At 61.2% G+C, this 16,015-nt stretch carries 11 protein-coding genes; 6 read left to right on the top strand and 5 right to left on the bottom strand.

Features of this window, described 5'->3' with window-relative positions; genetic code table 11:
• Positions 1 to 69: 69 nt before the first annotated feature.
• Genes BLW03_RS19050 through BLW03_RS19025 form a run of 6 tightly spaced genes read left to right on the top strand, consistent with a single transcriptional unit; the run spans position 70 to position 10,406 of the window.
• A complete protein-coding gene (locus tag BLW03_RS19050; RefSeq protein WP_074655551.1) occupies positions 70 to 1,260 on the top strand; it encodes a sensor histidine kinase in 1,191 nt (396 codons plus the stop codon).
• Positions 1,257 to 1,883 carry a response regulator transcription factor gene (locus tag BLW03_RS19045; RefSeq protein WP_074655550.1) on the top strand — a complete coding sequence of 209 codons (627 nt, stop codon included), beginning with the start codon at positions 1,257 to 1,259 and terminating at the stop codon, positions 1,881 to 1,883. The genes BLW03_RS19050 and BLW03_RS19045 overlap by 4 nt, the downstream gene beginning before the upstream one ends.
• A gap of 46 nt (positions 1,884 to 1,929) precedes the next feature.
• Entirely contained in the window at positions 1,930 to 3,147 is a 1,218-nt protein-coding gene (locus tag BLW03_RS19040) for an alginate lyase family protein (RefSeq protein ID WP_244502170.1), read from the top strand.
• 55 nt (positions 3,148 to 3,202) lie between these two features.
• On the top strand, positions 3,203 to 5,338 hold the full coding sequence (locus BLW03_RS19035; protein ID WP_074655549.1) for a glycoside hydrolase family 20 zincin-like fold domain-containing protein: 2,136 nt from the start codon (positions 3,203 to 3,205) through the stop codon (positions 5,336 to 5,338).
• Complete coding sequence (nagA, locus tag BLW03_RS19030; protein WP_074655548.1) at positions 5,335 to 6,489, top strand: N-acetylglucosamine-6-phosphate deacetylase; 1,155 nt, start codon at positions 5,335 to 5,337, stop codon at positions 6,487 to 6,489. The genes BLW03_RS19035 and nagA overlap by 4 nt, the downstream gene beginning before the upstream one ends.
• 26 nt (positions 6,490 to 6,515) lie before the next feature.
• On the top strand, positions 6,516 to 10,406 hold the full coding sequence (locus BLW03_RS19025; RefSeq protein WP_074655547.1) for a sodium:solute symporter family transporter: 3,891 nt from the start codon (positions 6,516 to 6,518) through the stop codon (positions 10,404 to 10,406).
• Between the two features lie 6 nt (positions 10,407 to 10,412).
• Here the strand turns inward: BLW03_RS19025 and cobA are convergent, their stop codons facing one another.
• The 5 genes from cobA to BLW03_RS19000 form a co-directional block, all read right to left on the bottom strand.
• The gene (gene cobA, locus BLW03_RS19020) at positions 10,413 to 11,201 is read right to left on the bottom strand and encodes a uroporphyrinogen-III C-methyltransferase (protein ID WP_244502169.1); all 789 of its coding nucleotides are present in this window, start codon (positions 11,199 to 11,201) and stop codon (positions 10,413 to 10,415) included.
• Complete coding sequence (locus BLW03_RS19015; protein ID WP_074655545.1) at positions 11,198 to 11,857, bottom strand: precorrin-2 dehydrogenase/sirohydrochlorin ferrochelatase family protein; 660 nt, start codon at positions 11,855 to 11,857, stop codon at positions 11,198 to 11,200. The genes cobA and BLW03_RS19015 overlap by 4 nt, the downstream gene beginning before the upstream one ends.
• 155 nt (positions 11,858 to 12,012) lie before the next feature.
• Positions 12,013 to 13,779 carry a nitrite/sulfite reductase gene (locus BLW03_RS19010; RefSeq protein WP_083350657.1) on the bottom strand — a complete coding sequence of 589 codons (1,767 nt, stop codon included), beginning with the start codon at positions 13,777 to 13,779 and terminating at the stop codon, positions 12,013 to 12,015.
• 38 nt (positions 13,780 to 13,817) lie between these two features.
• Positions 13,818 to 14,507: a phosphate signaling complex protein PhoU gene (gene phoU / locus BLW03_RS19005; protein ID WP_074655544.1), complete on the bottom strand. Its 690-nt coding sequence runs from the start codon at positions 14,505 to 14,507 to the stop codon at positions 13,818 to 13,820.
• A 205-nt stretch (positions 14,508 to 14,712) separates the two neighbouring features.
• On the bottom strand, positions 14,713 to 15,987 hold the full coding sequence (locus BLW03_RS19000; protein WP_074655543.1) for an MFS transporter: 1,275 nt from the start codon (positions 15,985 to 15,987) through the stop codon (positions 14,713 to 14,715).
• Positions 15,988 to 16,015: the final 28 nt, after the last annotated feature.

The following is a 16,015-nucleotide window of genomic DNA, read 5'->3' as shown; positions in this document are numbered from 1 at the left end:
AAATGTCATGTGGACGCTGTGACACCTCGTCCTGACGACAAGCGTCCGCAGGGCGCATGATGATTGGGTATGCTTGAGCGCGATCAAATCATCCCATCGAACGACTGCCCCACCCGGCCCAGAGCGCAGGCTCCCCCGGCGGGCGAGGCCTGGCGTAAGTCAACCGGCAGCGCACGCGTGTTGCGGTATGTTTCGCTGCTTTACACCTGTTTCTTTTTCATTGAGCCGTACTATCGGCACTCCCTTACGCACTGGTTATGGTTCGCCGCGTTCTACGTGGTTTTCCTCGGGCTTTATTTCGGGATTACGGAGTCCCGCGGACGCACGCAACAGATACTATTCGTGCTCATGTTCGCGCTCGGGTATGCGTACTTTCCGTTCAACCAAAGCGCATCCGGAGCATTCGTATTTCCGATTGTGATGCTTGCCTTCGTTTTGCGGAGCACCCGGACCTATCTTTATCTGCTGGCCGCAACCATCATGGGCATCGTTCTTGAGACGTGGCTGTTTCACCTGGCGTGGTGGGCATGTGGAACCGGCGTCTTCTTCTGCATCGTCGTAGGTCTCAGCAACCTTTCCTACTCACGACAGCAGCAGGCGACGTACATGTTGAAGCAGGCCAATGAAGAGATCGAACATCTCGCACAGGTTGCCGAACGGGAACGCATCGCTCGCGATCTGCATGACCTCTTGGGCCACACGCTCACCGTCATCGCCATCAAGTCGGAGCTTGCGAACCGCCTCCTGGAGATCGATCCACAACGTGCCAAGCAGGAGATGATCGACGTCGAGCAGACAGCTCGTAAAGCACTTGCAGAAGTGCGCGAGGCCGTCGTCGGCTACCGCTCGGAAGGCTTCCCTGCCGAGGTAATGAATGCACGGCGAACACTCCAGTCGGCGGGCGTCGCGCTCAGTACGGACCTTGAACCCGCGGACCTGACGCCTCCGGAAACGAACGTGCTCTGCCTGTGCCTGCGCGAGGCCATCACCAACATCGTGCGCCACGCGCATGCGACGACTTGCCACATAAGTCTGGCCCGGAATGTCCAGGGCCTGGCGCTGACCGTCCACGACAACGGAGTCGGCTCACGAGCGCTGGAAGGCAATGGCCTGCGCGGCATGCGCGAACGGGTTGAAGGGCTTCAAGGCAAGATGCGCATGACTCCCGCCGTTGACGGTGGAAACAGCCTTTGCGTGGAACTACCGACAGCGAAGCCCATCGAAAAGATTGCACTGTCACAGCAGGAGACACACGCTTGAGCAACCCGTCGAACAGCAAAATCCGCGTTGTGCTCGCGGAAGATCAGGGTATGGTGCGAGGTGCACTCGCGGCACTGCTCTCCATCGAGCACGACATTGAAGTCATCGCTGCGGTTGCCGACGGCCAGGAGGCGCTGCGCGTCGTCGGCCGCGAACGGCCGAATGTGCTGGTGACGGACATCGAGATGCCGCAACTGACAGGCCTCGAACTCACCGCTCGCGTCCGCGAGCTCTACCCGGAGACACGCGTCGTCATCGTCACCACCTTTGCAAGGCCCGGCTATCTGCGGCGCGCACTGGATGCCGGCGCGCATGGCTACCTGCTGAAGGACCGTCCGTCAGCAGAGCTCGCTGATGCGGTCCGCCGCGTGAACCAGTCCATGCGTGTCGTCGATCCTGCCCTGGCAGCCGAGATCTGGAACGCCGAGAACGACCCGCTGACGGATCGCGAACGCCAGATCCTGCGGCGCGCCGGTGAGGGAGAGAGCACGGCAGAGATCGCCCGATCACTGCGATTGTCCGACGGCACCGTGCGCAACTACCTCTCAGAGGCCATCGCGAAGATGGGCGCCTCCAACCGCGTGGAAGCATCGCGACTCGCCCGCACAAAGGGCTGGCTATAAGCCTGTCTGCGCAGGAAAGCCGGAAGGTGTTAGCCTTCTGCCCACGATGCCCTGCTCGCCGTACCCGTCGATGACACGTCGCAACTTCTGCTCCAATGCAGTTGCTGCTGCGTGTGGCATTCCGCACGTTCTGCGGGCGCAGCTCGCCGAGGGCGTCCACTTCAACGTCGCCGAGTACGACCGCGCACGCATCCTCGCTGCAGCGAACGATGCCTTAAACCAAGCACCCCAGACCGTCACCACAACGGCCGCGCCACTCAAAGCGCTCAACAGAGGCACCTACTACTCCGAAGACCCCGAGTGGTTCCCCGCTGCGACCGAGACCAAAATGCCTTATGAGCATCGGCAGGGCTACACCAATCCTCAAGCGTTCACGGCACATCGGGATGCCCTGGTGCGAATGAACGGCATCGTCGCTGTCTGTGTCGCTGCGTGGCGTTTGACAGGCGAGACAAGGTATCCAAACCACGCCATTCTTCATCTCCGTGCGTGGTTCATGGACGCTGAAACGCGCATGGAGCCGAACCTGGAACACGCGGCGACGGTACCACCTGCTGCCGACGGCAACTATCGTGGCGTTGAGGAGACCGTTTCGCTCGCGGAGACTGTGCGCGCGACCTCGTTCCTCTGCGCCTATAACGGCGTCGCAACGGAGGAAGAAGCCACCGCTTTGCGCAAGTGGTTTGGAGACTACAGTACGTGGCTGAATGAATCGAAGAAAGGCATGATCGCTCGCGAGGCAAAGGACCGTCTCGCCATCTGCTGGACGCTGCAGGCCGCCGAGTGCGCGCGCTTCGCCCGCAACAGCGCGCTGTCTCTCGAATGCTCACACCGCTTCAAGGAGAAGTTGTTGCGACAGATGAATTTGGACGGCGAGTTCCCGCTTGAGCTGCATCGTGCGAACGCCTACGCCTCCAGCCTCTTCACGCTCGACTGCCTTGCCACCACGTGTGAGGTCTTGTCCAGCCCGTTGGAGCGCCTGTGGGAGCTTACCCTGCCCGATGGCCGCGGGATGCGGTCGGCCGTCGCCTTCCTCTTCCCCGCGATAGAAAGTCGTGCCCGGTGGAAGTACCCAGCAGACGTGCAGCACTTCACAGACTGGCCGGTACGCCAGCCCTCGCTTCTGCTGGCCGGCCGAGCCTTCGGCAGACCTGAGTATTTAGAGGTGTGGAAACGCCTGCCTGCGGAACCAAATTCAGCTGAGTTGTTGCGGACCTTCCCGATACGCCAGCCCGCTCTCTGGACGGTGCGTCCACCGGCATAGCTCTTGATCCCTCCAAGATGCGCCCCAAGCCGCAGAATCGTTTAGCTTTGACATCATGCACTTCTCTGCGCTCACGCCTGACCGCCGCAATCCTGGTCGACTCTCTCGTATCGCCTGCGCACTGCTGCTCAGTCTGCCGTTCGTGGCACGCGCGCAGATGGCGCTGCTACCCGCGCCGCGTGAAGCAGCACCGGCCGAGTTGCTACCTCTGGCCGCCGGTGTCCACGTAGTTTGCGCAAGTTGCACCGCAGAGGACACCTTCGCTGCCGCCGAACTGACGCGGGAACTCACAAAGATCGACGTTCCGACGACCTCGTCGGCCAGCGCTCACATCGCGTTGCTACGTGCCGACAGCGCAGCCGGGCGTGAAGCGCTCAGTCGTGGCAGGCTCACATGGTCTCCGGAGATGCAGGCCGAAGGCTACGCAATCGTCCCGGACGCCACTGGCATCAACGTCGTAGGAGCAACGTCCACAGGAGTCTTCTACGGAGCCATGACGGCCAGGCAACTGGTCACGGGCTATGGCAGCGCAGCCAAGCTGCAGACAGCCACCGTCCGCGACTGGCCGGCCATGAAGTACCGCGGCGTTCATGACGACCTGTCGCGCGGCCCGATGCCAACCTTTGAGTTCCAGAAGAAGGAGATTCGGACCTTCGCCGCATACAAGATCAACGTCTACTCGCCTTACTTTGAGAACACCCTGCAGTACCTCAGCGACCCGCTGGCCGCGCCTCCGGGCGGCACCCTCAGCCCGGCACAGGCACGCGAACTCGTGGTCTATGCCGCTCAGTATCACGTGATGATCGTGCCCGAGCAGGAGGCCTTCGGCCATCTGCACTACATGCTGAATGAGGAGTTCTACGCCTCTCTCTCCGAGACGCCGAATGGACACGTGCTGGCACCCGGTCAGCCCGGATCGCTTGCACTGACCAAGCGTATGTATGCGGAACTTGCGGCGGAATTTCCTGCACCGCTGCTGCACCTGGGCGCCGATGAAACCGTCGAGCTGGGCAAGGGACAAACGAAAGCTGCTGTCGATGCGCAGGGACTGGGCAAGGTGTATCTCGACTACCTGCAGAGCACCGTCGCCGCGCTGAAGCCCCTGAATCGCCGCTTCCTCTTCTGGGGCGACATCGCCATGAAGGAACCTGCGCTGGTAAAGGCTCTGCCGCAGGACTTTAAGTCGCAGATGATCGCCGTGGCCTGGGAGTACAACCCGCACACCAGCTTTGCCCCGTGGATCAAGCCCTACACCGACGCCGGCATCGAGTGCTGGGTGGCGCCGGGCGTCAACAACTGGAGCCGCGTCTGGCCCAACTTCAATAACACCCTGCCCAACATCCAGCAGTTCACTGCGCAGGGTCAGGCGAGCGGCTGCACGGGCCAGCTCAACACCATCTGGGAAGACGATGGCGAGGCTCTCTTCAACAACAACTGGTACGCGCTGCTCTACGGCGCAGAGGCGGCGTGGCACAAAGGCGAAAGCTCCATCCCGCAGTTCCAGGGGAACTATGGACAGGCCTTCCACGGCGATGCAAGCGGCAAGATCAATGAGGCGCAGCAGGAGCTTATGGCTGCGCACGCATTGCTGAAGAACAACTTCAAGACCAGCGATGCCAGCGACCTTCTCTTCTGGATCGATCCGTGGAGCGCGGACGGCCAGATCTACGCACCCAAGATCCGGTCCTCGCTGCATGAGTTGCGCCTTCATGCGGAGCGCGCCATCATCCTGATCGCAGAGGCTCGCGCACAAGGTAACCTGCGCGAGCAGGATGCTCTCGACGCGATGGACCTCGGCGCACGGCGCATGGACTTGATCGGCCTCAAATTCCAACTGACCGACGATATCGCGATCGAGTACGACGCAGCCTACCGACTGCAGAACTCGAAAGATCGAGACGCCCGCACGGAGATTGCGCGCGACCTGGCCGACATCAACGCTGTCAACGGGAAGCTGCAGGACTTCCGCAACAACTACTCCCTGCTGCGTGACTTGTATGAGTCGGCCTGGCTGAAGAGCAACCGGCCCTACTTCCTTCGCAACAACCTTGCCCGCTACGATTTCACGCTGAACACGTGGTTCGCGCGCATCGATAAGTTCCGCAGCGCGCAGCGCCAGTGGGACCGCACGCAGACCCTTCCCCCCGCCTCAGACATTGGCATTCCAGGCCCCCCGGTGGCAGCACGATGACTACGAACAATTCCCCACGAGCCGTTACGGCGAAGGCCTTGATCACCCCGGATGGGGTGATCTCCCAGCCGTTGATTCTTCTGAACGAAGGTCGCATCGAAAGCCTCACAACCACGGCAGCGCACACTGCGCTGGAAGGCACGTTACATCTGCCGGAGACCACGCTGTCCAGCGGGTTTCTGGACGTGCATGTGCATGGCGCCGGTGGCCGCGATGTCATGGAGGGCGCGACGGACGCCATCGGCACTGTGGCGCAGGTGCTGGCAGCGCATGGCACAACCCGCTTCCTCGCAACCACTGTGACCGCTGGCGTGGATGAGATCCTGCGCGCGCTCGACACCATTGCAACGTCTATCGAAGCGGGTCCCGCTTCGCAGCTTGCAGCCACGCCCATCGGCATCCACCTCGAAGGTCCGTTCCTCTCGCACAACAAGCGTGGCGTGCATGCGCCGGAGAAACTGCAGCAGCCTGTGATCGACCTTTACGATCGCTTCGCGGAGGCAGCACGGGGCCATATCCACCTGATGACCATCGCCCCGGAGCTGCCGGGCGCTCTTGAACTCATCCAGTACGTCAGCAGCAAAGGCGTGCGCGTCAGCCTGGGACATAGTGACGCCGTTGCAACCGAAGCGCGCGCGGGCATTGCAGCGGGCGCTGTTTCTGCGACCCACACATTCAACGCCATGCGCGGCCTGACCCAGCGCGAGCCGGGCATGCTGGGCGTTGTCCTCGATGCAGACAAACTCTATGCCGAGCTGATCTGCGATGGCATACATACCACCCCGGAGGCCGTGCGGCTGTGGTTGCGCATGAAGGGTCTAGAGCACGCGATCCTTGTGACGGACGGTATGGCAGCGACCGGCATGCCGGACGGCGACTATCTTCTGGGCGACATGCTCGCTCACGTGGAAAACGGCGTCGCCATGCACGATGGCGCTCTCGCCGGTTCTGTACTGACGATGGACCGCGCGGTAGCCAACGTGCAGACATTCACCGGGATCGACTTGCCCTCTGCAGTGCGCCTTGCAAGCCGCAATCCGGCGGCGATGCTGGGGCTCCCATCCGCAAGTGAGTGGGCAGACTTCAACCTGTTCGACGATGCAGGCCGGCGCACCGGTACCATCCTTCGAGGACAGATGTTGCCCACGTAAGTGGCGATCACAGTACACTTTCACGTATGCCGACACGGCTCCACGCCTTTGACCTTGCTCTGATCGTTGTCTACCTGCTGGGCATCACGCTCTTCGGCCTGCGCTTTCGCAAAGGCGGCGATAAGAGCCTTGCCTCGTACTTCCTTGCGGAACGCAGCGTGCCCTGGTGGGCGATTGCCCTCTCCATCGTCTCGGCGGAGACGAGCACGCTGACCATCATCAGCGTGCCCGGCATCGCGTTTGGCGGCAACTTTACCTTCCTGCAGTTGGTCTTCGGCTACATGGTCGGCCGCATTCTTATCTGCATCCTGTTCCTGCCGCGCTACTTCGATGGGGAACTGTTCACCGCCTACCAGTTGATCGACAAGCGCTTCGGCCGGGTACTGCATAAGGTTACGGCTGGCCTCTTCCTGCTGACGCGCGCTGCGGCAGAGGGTGTGCGAGTGTACGCGGTCAGCATCGTCGTCGGCATCGCTATCGGCACGAACGACATAGCCAGTATCGTGATCATCAGCCTGCTGACGCTGGTCTACACCTTCGAGGGCGGCATGGCGGCCGTTATCTGGACCGACGTCGTGCAGATGGGCCTGTACGTCGGCGGCACCGTCATCGCACTCTTCACGCTTGGCTCAAAGATCGACGGAGGCTGGACGACCGTCCATGCCATTACCGGCGCTGCGGGCAAGCTTCAGGTTTTCAACTTCGGTATGAACCTGACGACGACCTACACCTTCTGGGCCGGTCTTATCGGTGGCGCCTTCCTCACGATGGCCTCGCACGGTACCGACCAGTTGATGGTGCAGCGCCTGTTGGCAGCCAGGAACCTGCGCGATGCGCGCGTGTCCCTGCTGGCCAGTGGTGGCGTGGTCTTCCTCCAATTCACGCTCTTCCTCGTCATTGGCGCTGGCCTCTTCGTCTTCTATGGGCAGCACCCGGCACTGCTCACCGTCAAAGGATCGGACCGGCTCTTCCCTGCCTTCATCGTGCAGCAGATGCCCGTTGGCATCGCTGGCCTTTTGATCGCAGCGATCCTTGCAGCGGCCATGTCGAACCTTTCGGCAGCGTTGAACTCGCTGTCGTCGACGACCATCATCGATTTCTATCTGCACCTGAAACCCAACGCGACCGACAAGGAACGGAACCTGCTTTCGCGTGTTGCGACGGTCTTCTGGGCAGCGATCCTGATCGGCATCGCCATCTATTCCGTACAGGCCGGAGGCAAGGGACACGTGGTCGAACTTGGCCTCTCCATCGCATCCGTCGCCTACGGCGCACTACTCGGCGTCTTCCTCCTGGGCACCATTACGAAATACGCCACGCAGGCCGGTGCGGTCACGGGCTTGATCGTCGGGTTCACGCTGAACCTGGCGCTGTTTCTGCCAACCATTCTTCCAGTGCCATCGCTGCACATCCGAGGCTTCATGCTGTCGAAGATCGCTTATACCTGGTATGTCCTGCTGGGCTCCGTAACGACGTTCGTCGTCGGATCACTGGCAAGTATGGTCACGAAGCACAAGCGCGCAGCCGTTACTACCGCGCTGGTGATCCTGTTCGCAGGCACCGGTGCCGCAGGCGCACAGACTTACAACTTCAGCGAGGTCGAGTCGGTGATGCAGACCGGGTTGGCGGCGAAGTTATTGCCCGGTGGCGTCGTGGTCATCGGCAGCGGCGGCAAGGTGGTCTTCCACAAGGCCTACGGCAATCGCGCGGAAGATCCCGCAATTGAACCAGCCAGCGAAGACACCATCTACGACATGGCGTCGCTCTCCAAGTGCATCTCGACCTCGGTCGCCATCATGCAGATGTACGAAGCCGGCAAACTGCAGTTCGACGATCCCGTCGTGAAGTACCTCCCGGAGTTTGCCGCGAACGGCAAGAGCAATATCACCATCCGCCAGTTGCTGACGCACTACAGCGGTCTGAAAGAAGACGTGTCGCTGACCGATGCATGGAGCGGCAAGGTAGAGGGCGTGAAGCGTGCCATGGAGTCCGCTCCCTATGGGCCTCCGGGCCTGACGTTTAAATACTCCGACATCAACTTCATCACTCTCGGCGCCATCGTGGAGAAGCTAAGCGGCGAACCTCTCAATGTCTACGCTGCGAAACACGTCTTTGCACCAATGGGTATGGTGCACACGACCTACAATCCGTCCGCCAATCTGAAGCCGATGATCGCACCCACCGCACACAACGATGACAAGCCAATGGCAGACGATCGCCTGTTGCGCGGTGAGGTCCATGATCCCACCACTCGCCGGATGGGTGGTGTTGCCGGTCATGCAGGTGTCTTCTCGACCGCGGCGGATGTGTCGCTCTTCGCGCAGGCGTTGCTGGACCGACTCGCAGGCCGGCCGAGTACCTTCCCTCTCAAGCAATCTTCCCTGGAACTGATGTGCCGGCCTGAGCAGCCCACGGGCGCAAAGGGGCTGCGAGCCTTTGGGTGGGATGTTGACTCGCCCTTCTCACGCCCACGCGGTGATATCTACCCGGTCGGCAGCTTCGGCCACACAGGCTTTACCGGTACCAGCATCTGGATGGACCCACGCAGCGATAGCTACGTGATCCTGCTGGCGAACGCCGTGCACCCCCGTGGTCGCGCCGCGATTACGCCCCTGCGCGGTAAGCTCGCAACCGCAGCCGCACGCGCGCTTCTGCTGGACAAGCCGCTCGCTGACAAGCAGACGCTCACCGGCATCGATGTCCTGGAAGCGACGAACTTCCGCACGCTGCACGCCTTGCCCTCGCGCATGGCTGGCCATCTGAGGGTGGGTCTGCTCACCAACAACACAGGCCTGGATCGTAACGGCAAGCGCACCATCGACGTGCTCGCCGCGCAAAAATCGAATGGTCTGGAGCTGACAACCCTCTTCGCACCAGAGCACGGGATCCTCGGAGCAGAAGACAAAGAGGGCCTGGGCAACGCGGTCGATGCGGCGACGCGACTGCCCGTGGTCTCGCTCTACGGCGCGAAGCTGGAAGACCGGAAACCCAAGGCGGAAGACCTGCAGAAGCTGGACGCAATCCTCATCGATCTACAGGATGCGGGTGCTCGCTTCTACACCTACGAGACCGAGATGGCCTATGTGCTTGAGTCCGCTGCAAAGACAGGTACGCCAGTCGTCGTACTGGACCGCCCCGCACTTATCAGCGGCGTAATGGTGACCGGGCCAAAGAGCGATCCTGGGACGGAGAGCTACATCAACTACGGTGACGAGCCAATGTCACTGGGCCTCACCATGGGCGAGCTCGCCGGCTACTTCAACGGCGAACGGCATCTGGGTGCGAAGCTGACCGTGGTGCCCATGCAGAACTGGCAACGCGGCCTCTGGTACGACCAGACCGGCCTGCCGTGGGTGAATCCATCGCCGAACCTGCAGAGCCTGTCAGCGGCCACCACCTATACCGGCATCGCCTTCGCCGAAATGACGAACCTATCCGTCGGCCGTGGCACCGACGCTCCCTTCGAGCAGGTAGGCGCGGCCTGGATCGCGACCGACGCTGAGGCGCAGAAGCTGGCTGACACGCTCAATGCGCGCAAGTTGATCGGCATCACCTTCGCGCCCGTCACCTTCACCCCAACAAAGCCATACCCCTTCGCAGGACAGACGATTCACGGCGTGCGTGCGACCGTAACCGACCGCACCCGCTTCGACGCGCCCGCGATGGGTGCCGAGTTACTCAGCGCCGTGCACGCACAGTATCCAACGCAGTTTTCCTTTACGAACGCAAAGAAGATCATTGCCAACGACGCCACCATGCAGGCTCTCGCCGCAGGCAAGGATCCGCACGACATTGCTGCTGCATGGGAACAAGATCTCTGGAAGTTTCGCGAACGTCGGCAGCAGTATCTGCTCTATGGCTACCTGCCCACGGCGGAAGTACCGGAGTCAGTCATCCCAGCGAAGCGTGTGAAGTAGCGGAGACTACAGACTCAGTGTCGAGATCACTTCGGCGATCGCACGATGCGCGGCCTCGTCGTTTGCCGTTCGCAGCATGGGCTGCATTGCGCGCCCGATCAAGACGAGCAGCGGCGCCGGACCGGGCTGCAGTTCACTGAAGTGGGAGAGCGTCGCAGCATCTGCGCGTTGCCGTGGAGTTGCGGCACATGAGATGGCCACACACGGCATATCTGCGGCAACTCCGTTCTTGTGCATCTCCTCGGCAAGCGCTGAGAGATTTCTTCCTGGCATGTAGATTGCCAGCGTTGCGTCTTCCGGCAGCGGACCATTCCACATCGGCGGCGGCGCGGACTTGTCCGCGGCATGCTGGCCTGCGATCAGGATAAGTTTCGAAGCGGTGCGCCGGTCGGTCAGGGGCAGTTGCAGCGCGGCTCCCGCAGCGAAGACGGCAGAGACGCCCGGCACAACCTCTGCGGGAATGTCCGCCTCCGTCAATGCATTCAGCTCTTCCGCGGCGCGCCCAAAGACGAGCGGGTCACCCGACTTCAGACGCACAACGCTCAGGTTGCGGCGTGCAGAGTCGATCATCAATTCGTGAATTCCGGCTTGCGTGATGCGTGGCCGTCCGCACCGCTTTCCCACGCTGGTGATCAGGGCCTGCGGATTGGCCATCGCGACGATTGCATCAGGCACAAGGTCGTCGTGCAGCACAACATCCGCTGTCGCCAGCAGTCGAGCAGCCTTCAGCGTCAGCAGGTCGGGGTCTCCGGGGCCGGCTCCGACGAGGTAGACGGTTCCCTTCTGCGCGCTCACGATCGCTTCTCCACCAGTTGCGGATTGCGTTCCGGATAGTTCTCACGCGCATGGGCCCGAGCCATCTCCCGGGACGGGCAAGCCTCGGCGCCGCAGACTTCGCGCTGCGCCAGTTGGTGCAGCAACATTTTGCGGGGCTCGCCCAGCGGTTCCATACCCAACACTTCGCGGCGCAGACGGCCCAGTTCCATCAGCCAGGGACCAAGATCCAACGGCAACTGCGCGTTCAATTCCTTACGCAATCGCTGCGCCAGTGCCGGACTTTCGCCTGCAGTCGAAATGGCAATCTGCAGATCACCGCGCTTCACGATCGATGGAAAGTAGTAGTCGCAATACGGTGGATCATCGACCGCGTTCACCAGGATATTGCGCTGCTCGCAACCGGCAAAGACCGCGCGGTTGACCTCCGGCACATCGGTTCCAGCAACGACAAGGAAGTTCCCTTCAAGATCGCTCTCAACGAACTCCCGCAGGTGCAGCTTGATCTCGCCGCTCTCCGCCTGCTCTTGTACCTTCGGCGAGACTCGCGTTGCGACGACAGTCACATCCGCGTCGGCGTCCAGCAGGCTCTGGATTTTCGACTCCGCGATCGACCCTGCGCCGACGACGAGGCATCGGCGTGCGGTGAGCTTCAGGAATATCGGGAAGAGTGACATCAGATTTCCTCCTGAGCGGAAAGGCCCAGCCTGGATCATTGGGTCGCGCTGTGTGCGCGATACCCAACCCTTTTCGCGATACAGCCGCGAAAGAATGGGGCCCCAAATTCTTACCGTCTCGTCAGGCACCCGAGACGGTTGTGCACCGGTGCTTTCTATGCGTCTGCCGGCGGACGTCCGCTCGGCTTGTCATGTTCGACTGCCGCGACGACGGCTCCGGCGAGTTGGCCGCGCAGCTCTTCGTCGCTGAAGCGTGCGAAGTACTGGCGCAGATTCTCTTCCGGTGTGCGGTCCTTCAGGTACGTCTTCAGCAAACGCTCCATCGCCACCGGCACCTCCGTCGCGGGAACACGGTATCCCACGGCACGAGCGAAGCCGGCGTGCTTACCGAGCGCACCGCCCAGGCAGAAGTAGAAGGCATCCACCATCTGGCCTTCGTGCTTGATCTTCTTGCCTTCCAGGCCGATGTCCGCGATCCACGCCTGGCCACAATTGTTCGGGCAGCCGGTGACATTGATGCGCAGTTGCTGATCGAAATTGGGGACGCGGTCTTCCATCTCGTCCACCAGCCAGCGTGCGAAACCCTTCGTCTCGGAGATCGCGAGCTTGCAGAACTCCGTGCCGGTGCAGGCAACGGTGCCACGCCAGAAGTTGGTCGCGTCCACATGCAGATCGAGCGCGTTGATGCGCGCGATCAGCGGCTGTACCTTCTCGTTCGGAACGTTCACGATCAGGATGTTCTGTTGAATCGTGCAGCGCACATCGCCGTTGCCAAACTCATCGGCCAGGTCAGCAAGTGTGCGCAATTGGCTCGCGCTCAGGCGGCCACGCAGGACCGTAATACCTACGGTCGAAAGGCCATCCTGCTGTTGCGGCAACACGCCCGTGTGGTCGCGGAAAAGATCATCGGGAACAACTTCATCCGGCGCCGCATCAAGCTCGTAGCCCAGCTTGCGGTTCAGTTCCGCCAGGAAGCTCTCGGCCGTCCAGCCATCCTTGATAAACATGAACTTCATGCGGGCGTGCGTGCGGCTTTCGCGCAGCGAACCCTGCTGATCGCGGAAGATCTCCGTGATCTTGTAGCAGACCTCTTCCGCCTCTTCCGGCTTGATGAACGCATTCAGGCGGATCGCGAGATGCGGATCCTTCGACAGGCCACCCGCCACGCGAACGGAGTAGCCAACCTCACGCTTGCCATCGACCGTGCGCTCCACGCCGGTGAGTGCGATGTCGTTGATCTCCGGGTACGAGCACCACTCCGGGCAGCCGGTGATGGTGATCTTGAACTTACGCGGCAGGTTCACGAAGTCCGGGTGCGCGGTAAGGTGCGCTGCAACACGCTGCGCCAGCGGTGCCGCATCGATCAACTCATGCTTGTGCAGTCCGGCCAGCGGGCAGCCCGTGACGTTTCGGACCACGTCGCCGCAGGCGCCCTTCGGGGTCAGGCCAACGGCTGACAGAGCATCGACCACCAGCGGCAGCGACTCAATCGTAAGCCAGTGAAACTGGATGTTCTGACGCGTTGTGATGTCAGCCAGGTCGCGACCATGGTCGCGCGCAATGTCAGCGATGACGCGGGTCTGCTCGCTGGTCAGAATGCCATTGGGGATACCAACGCGCATCATGAAGTATTCGGTAACCTTGCCTTCGCCACCCACGCCGCCAACCGCGCCGACGCCGTCACCCTGCGTATAGATTCCCCACCACTTGAAGTAGAAGTTTGCCCAGTCCGGCAGCACAGCCTCGCGGCCCTCGCGCGCAAACTGGCGAACCTCAGACCACGTCTCCCACGGGTTCTTCTCCAGCTTCAGGCGCTCGCTCTTTTGTGCCTTCGTTTCCTTCACAGGCTTGATGGGCGCCGCTGCGTCCACGGGCGTTACGATGTGCGATGCGTTGGTCGGGTTCACTACTTCGTCTGCCATACTCTTCGCTTCCAATGCCTTCCCGGCTGAATGGTTCGTTACTGTAGGACGGTCGCCGTGGCGGCCTTGTGACGTACATCCGAACCGCGCACCCAGAAGATGACATCTTCCGCGATGTTGGTGGCGTGGTCGGCGCTGCGCTCGAGGTTGCGCGCAACGATGATGGAGTTCAGAGCGTTCTCAGTGACTTCAGGGCGACGCATCATCTCATCGCGCAGCGCGGCCTGTGTCTCGTGGTTCAGACGATCGATCTCGTCGTCCATATCGAGAACCTTCTCGGCAAGTACGGGATCGCCTTCCAGCAGCGAACGAATTGCGCGGCGAATCATCTTGACGGCAATGACGCCCATCTGCGCGATGTCTCCGGGCAGATTCTCAGGACCAGCGTTGGGATCGAACTTCTGCAATTCACCGCAACGCTTGACGATCGCTACTGCCTGATCACCGACGCGCTCCAGATCGCCATTGATCTTAATGACCGCCATGATGAAGCGGAGGTCCATCGCCATGGGCTGCTCCTTCGCCAGGAGCTCGTAGGCCATCTCGCCCACGGCACGTTCTGCGGCGTTGATCGCTGCCTCAATGTCCTGTACGTGATCACACAGACCCGTATCGCGCTGCAGATACGCCTCGACCGAGAGTTCGAGAGCCTGCTGCGAAAGTGCCGCCATCGCAAGGAGCTTGTCCTTAAGCGTAGCGAGCTGTTGCTGGAAATGAATTCGTGGCATAGGGGCCTGTCCTTCTATTTTCGCGGAAAATGTCCTAGAAGGCCAACGAGCGCATGAAATCAGGCCAAAATGACGATCGGCCTATCCAAGTGGTCCGACCAGTCAAGATTTCCAGACTGCTCACGGTGGTCCGACCCAGTCAAGATTTCCAGGACTGCTCACGCCCACTAACCTCGGCCGTAAGCGCCTTTCCGTCGCCCATCCTTTAGATCGCCACGTCGTCCGTCGTGAGCATACTCTGCCCCCTGGCCTCTCGACCGAAGCCCGCCAGCAGGCTTACCGCGATTGCCACGACGGCCACGGTGATTGCGAGCACTGGACCGAGTTGGCCCTTGAAGTACTTCGCGGCCATTGAGGCCTGCAGTGGTCCATTGCGGGACGACAGCAGGTTTCCAAGCTGATAAGCCAGACCGGGGAACGTTGCACGTACGGCCGCCGGAGAAAGTTCGTTGAGATGGGCGGGGATGATGCCCCATGCGCCCTGGACCATGAACTGCATCAGGAAGCCACCTGCAGCAACCATGAGTGGGACTGCGGTGAAGGCCCAGAAATAGATCATGGGGATCGCCATCAACGCCGCAATCACAATGCAGCGCCTGCGGCCCCAACGTTCCGATAGCGTGCCGAAGGTGATGCCGCCGAGCAGTGCACCGATGTGGCCGACGTCGCTCACCCAACCCGTCGTGCCGGAAGAAAATCCCTTGTTCTTCTGCAGGAACGTCGGATACAGATCCTGCGTGCCATGGCTGAAGGACGTGAACGCAGTCATCAACAATACAAGGAAGATGAAGTTCGGCAGGTATCGCATGACATCGCTGAGATTCAGCGTAGGCTTGACTGCCTTCGCCCTTCCAGCGAGATACGCCGGCGATTCGTCCACCTTGCTGCGGATATAGAAAACGAGGATCGCTGGCGCTGCACCGATGAAGAACATCAGACGCCAGTTCGTCATCATGCCGGAGCCTGCGAGGGGCAGATGCGAGAACAACAGACCGTACACGGAGGCCGCCAGCAGGTTGCCGATGACATAGCCTTCCTGCAGCAGGCCGCTGAAGAACCCTCGATTCTCTTCGGGCAACGTCTCAAAGGCCAGAGCCGCGCCAACGCCCCATTCTCCACCCATGGCAATGCCGAACAATGCGCGGCAGATCAACAGCGAGTGCAGTGTAGGTGCAAAGCCGCTTGCCACTTCAAAGACGCAGAAGCTGATGATGTTGATCATCAGCGTCGGCCGTCTCCCGATCTTCTCAGCAAGCGCACCAAAAAGGAGCGCGCCGACCGGTCGCATCACCAGGGTCCAAAACAACGCTTCCGTCACGTCCTTCACGCCGACGTGGAAGTCGGTGGCGATCGCACTGATGCAGTAGGTGAGGACGAAGAAGTCGAACGCGTCGAGCGACCATCCTAGAAAACATGCGATGAACGCGTTTCTCTGAGGAGACGTGAGCGTCTTCCATTGCTGCACAATGCCAGTTGCCATAGGGGTTCGTCCGATCCTAATGGCTCAT

This window comes from Terriglobus roseus (assembly GCF_900105625.1).
Lineage (GTDB): Bacteria > Acidobacteriota > Terriglobia > Terriglobales > Acidobacteriaceae > Terriglobus > Terriglobus roseus_B.
Note: the sequence above shows the minus strand (reverse complement) of the source record. Positions and strands in the feature narration are given on the sequence as shown.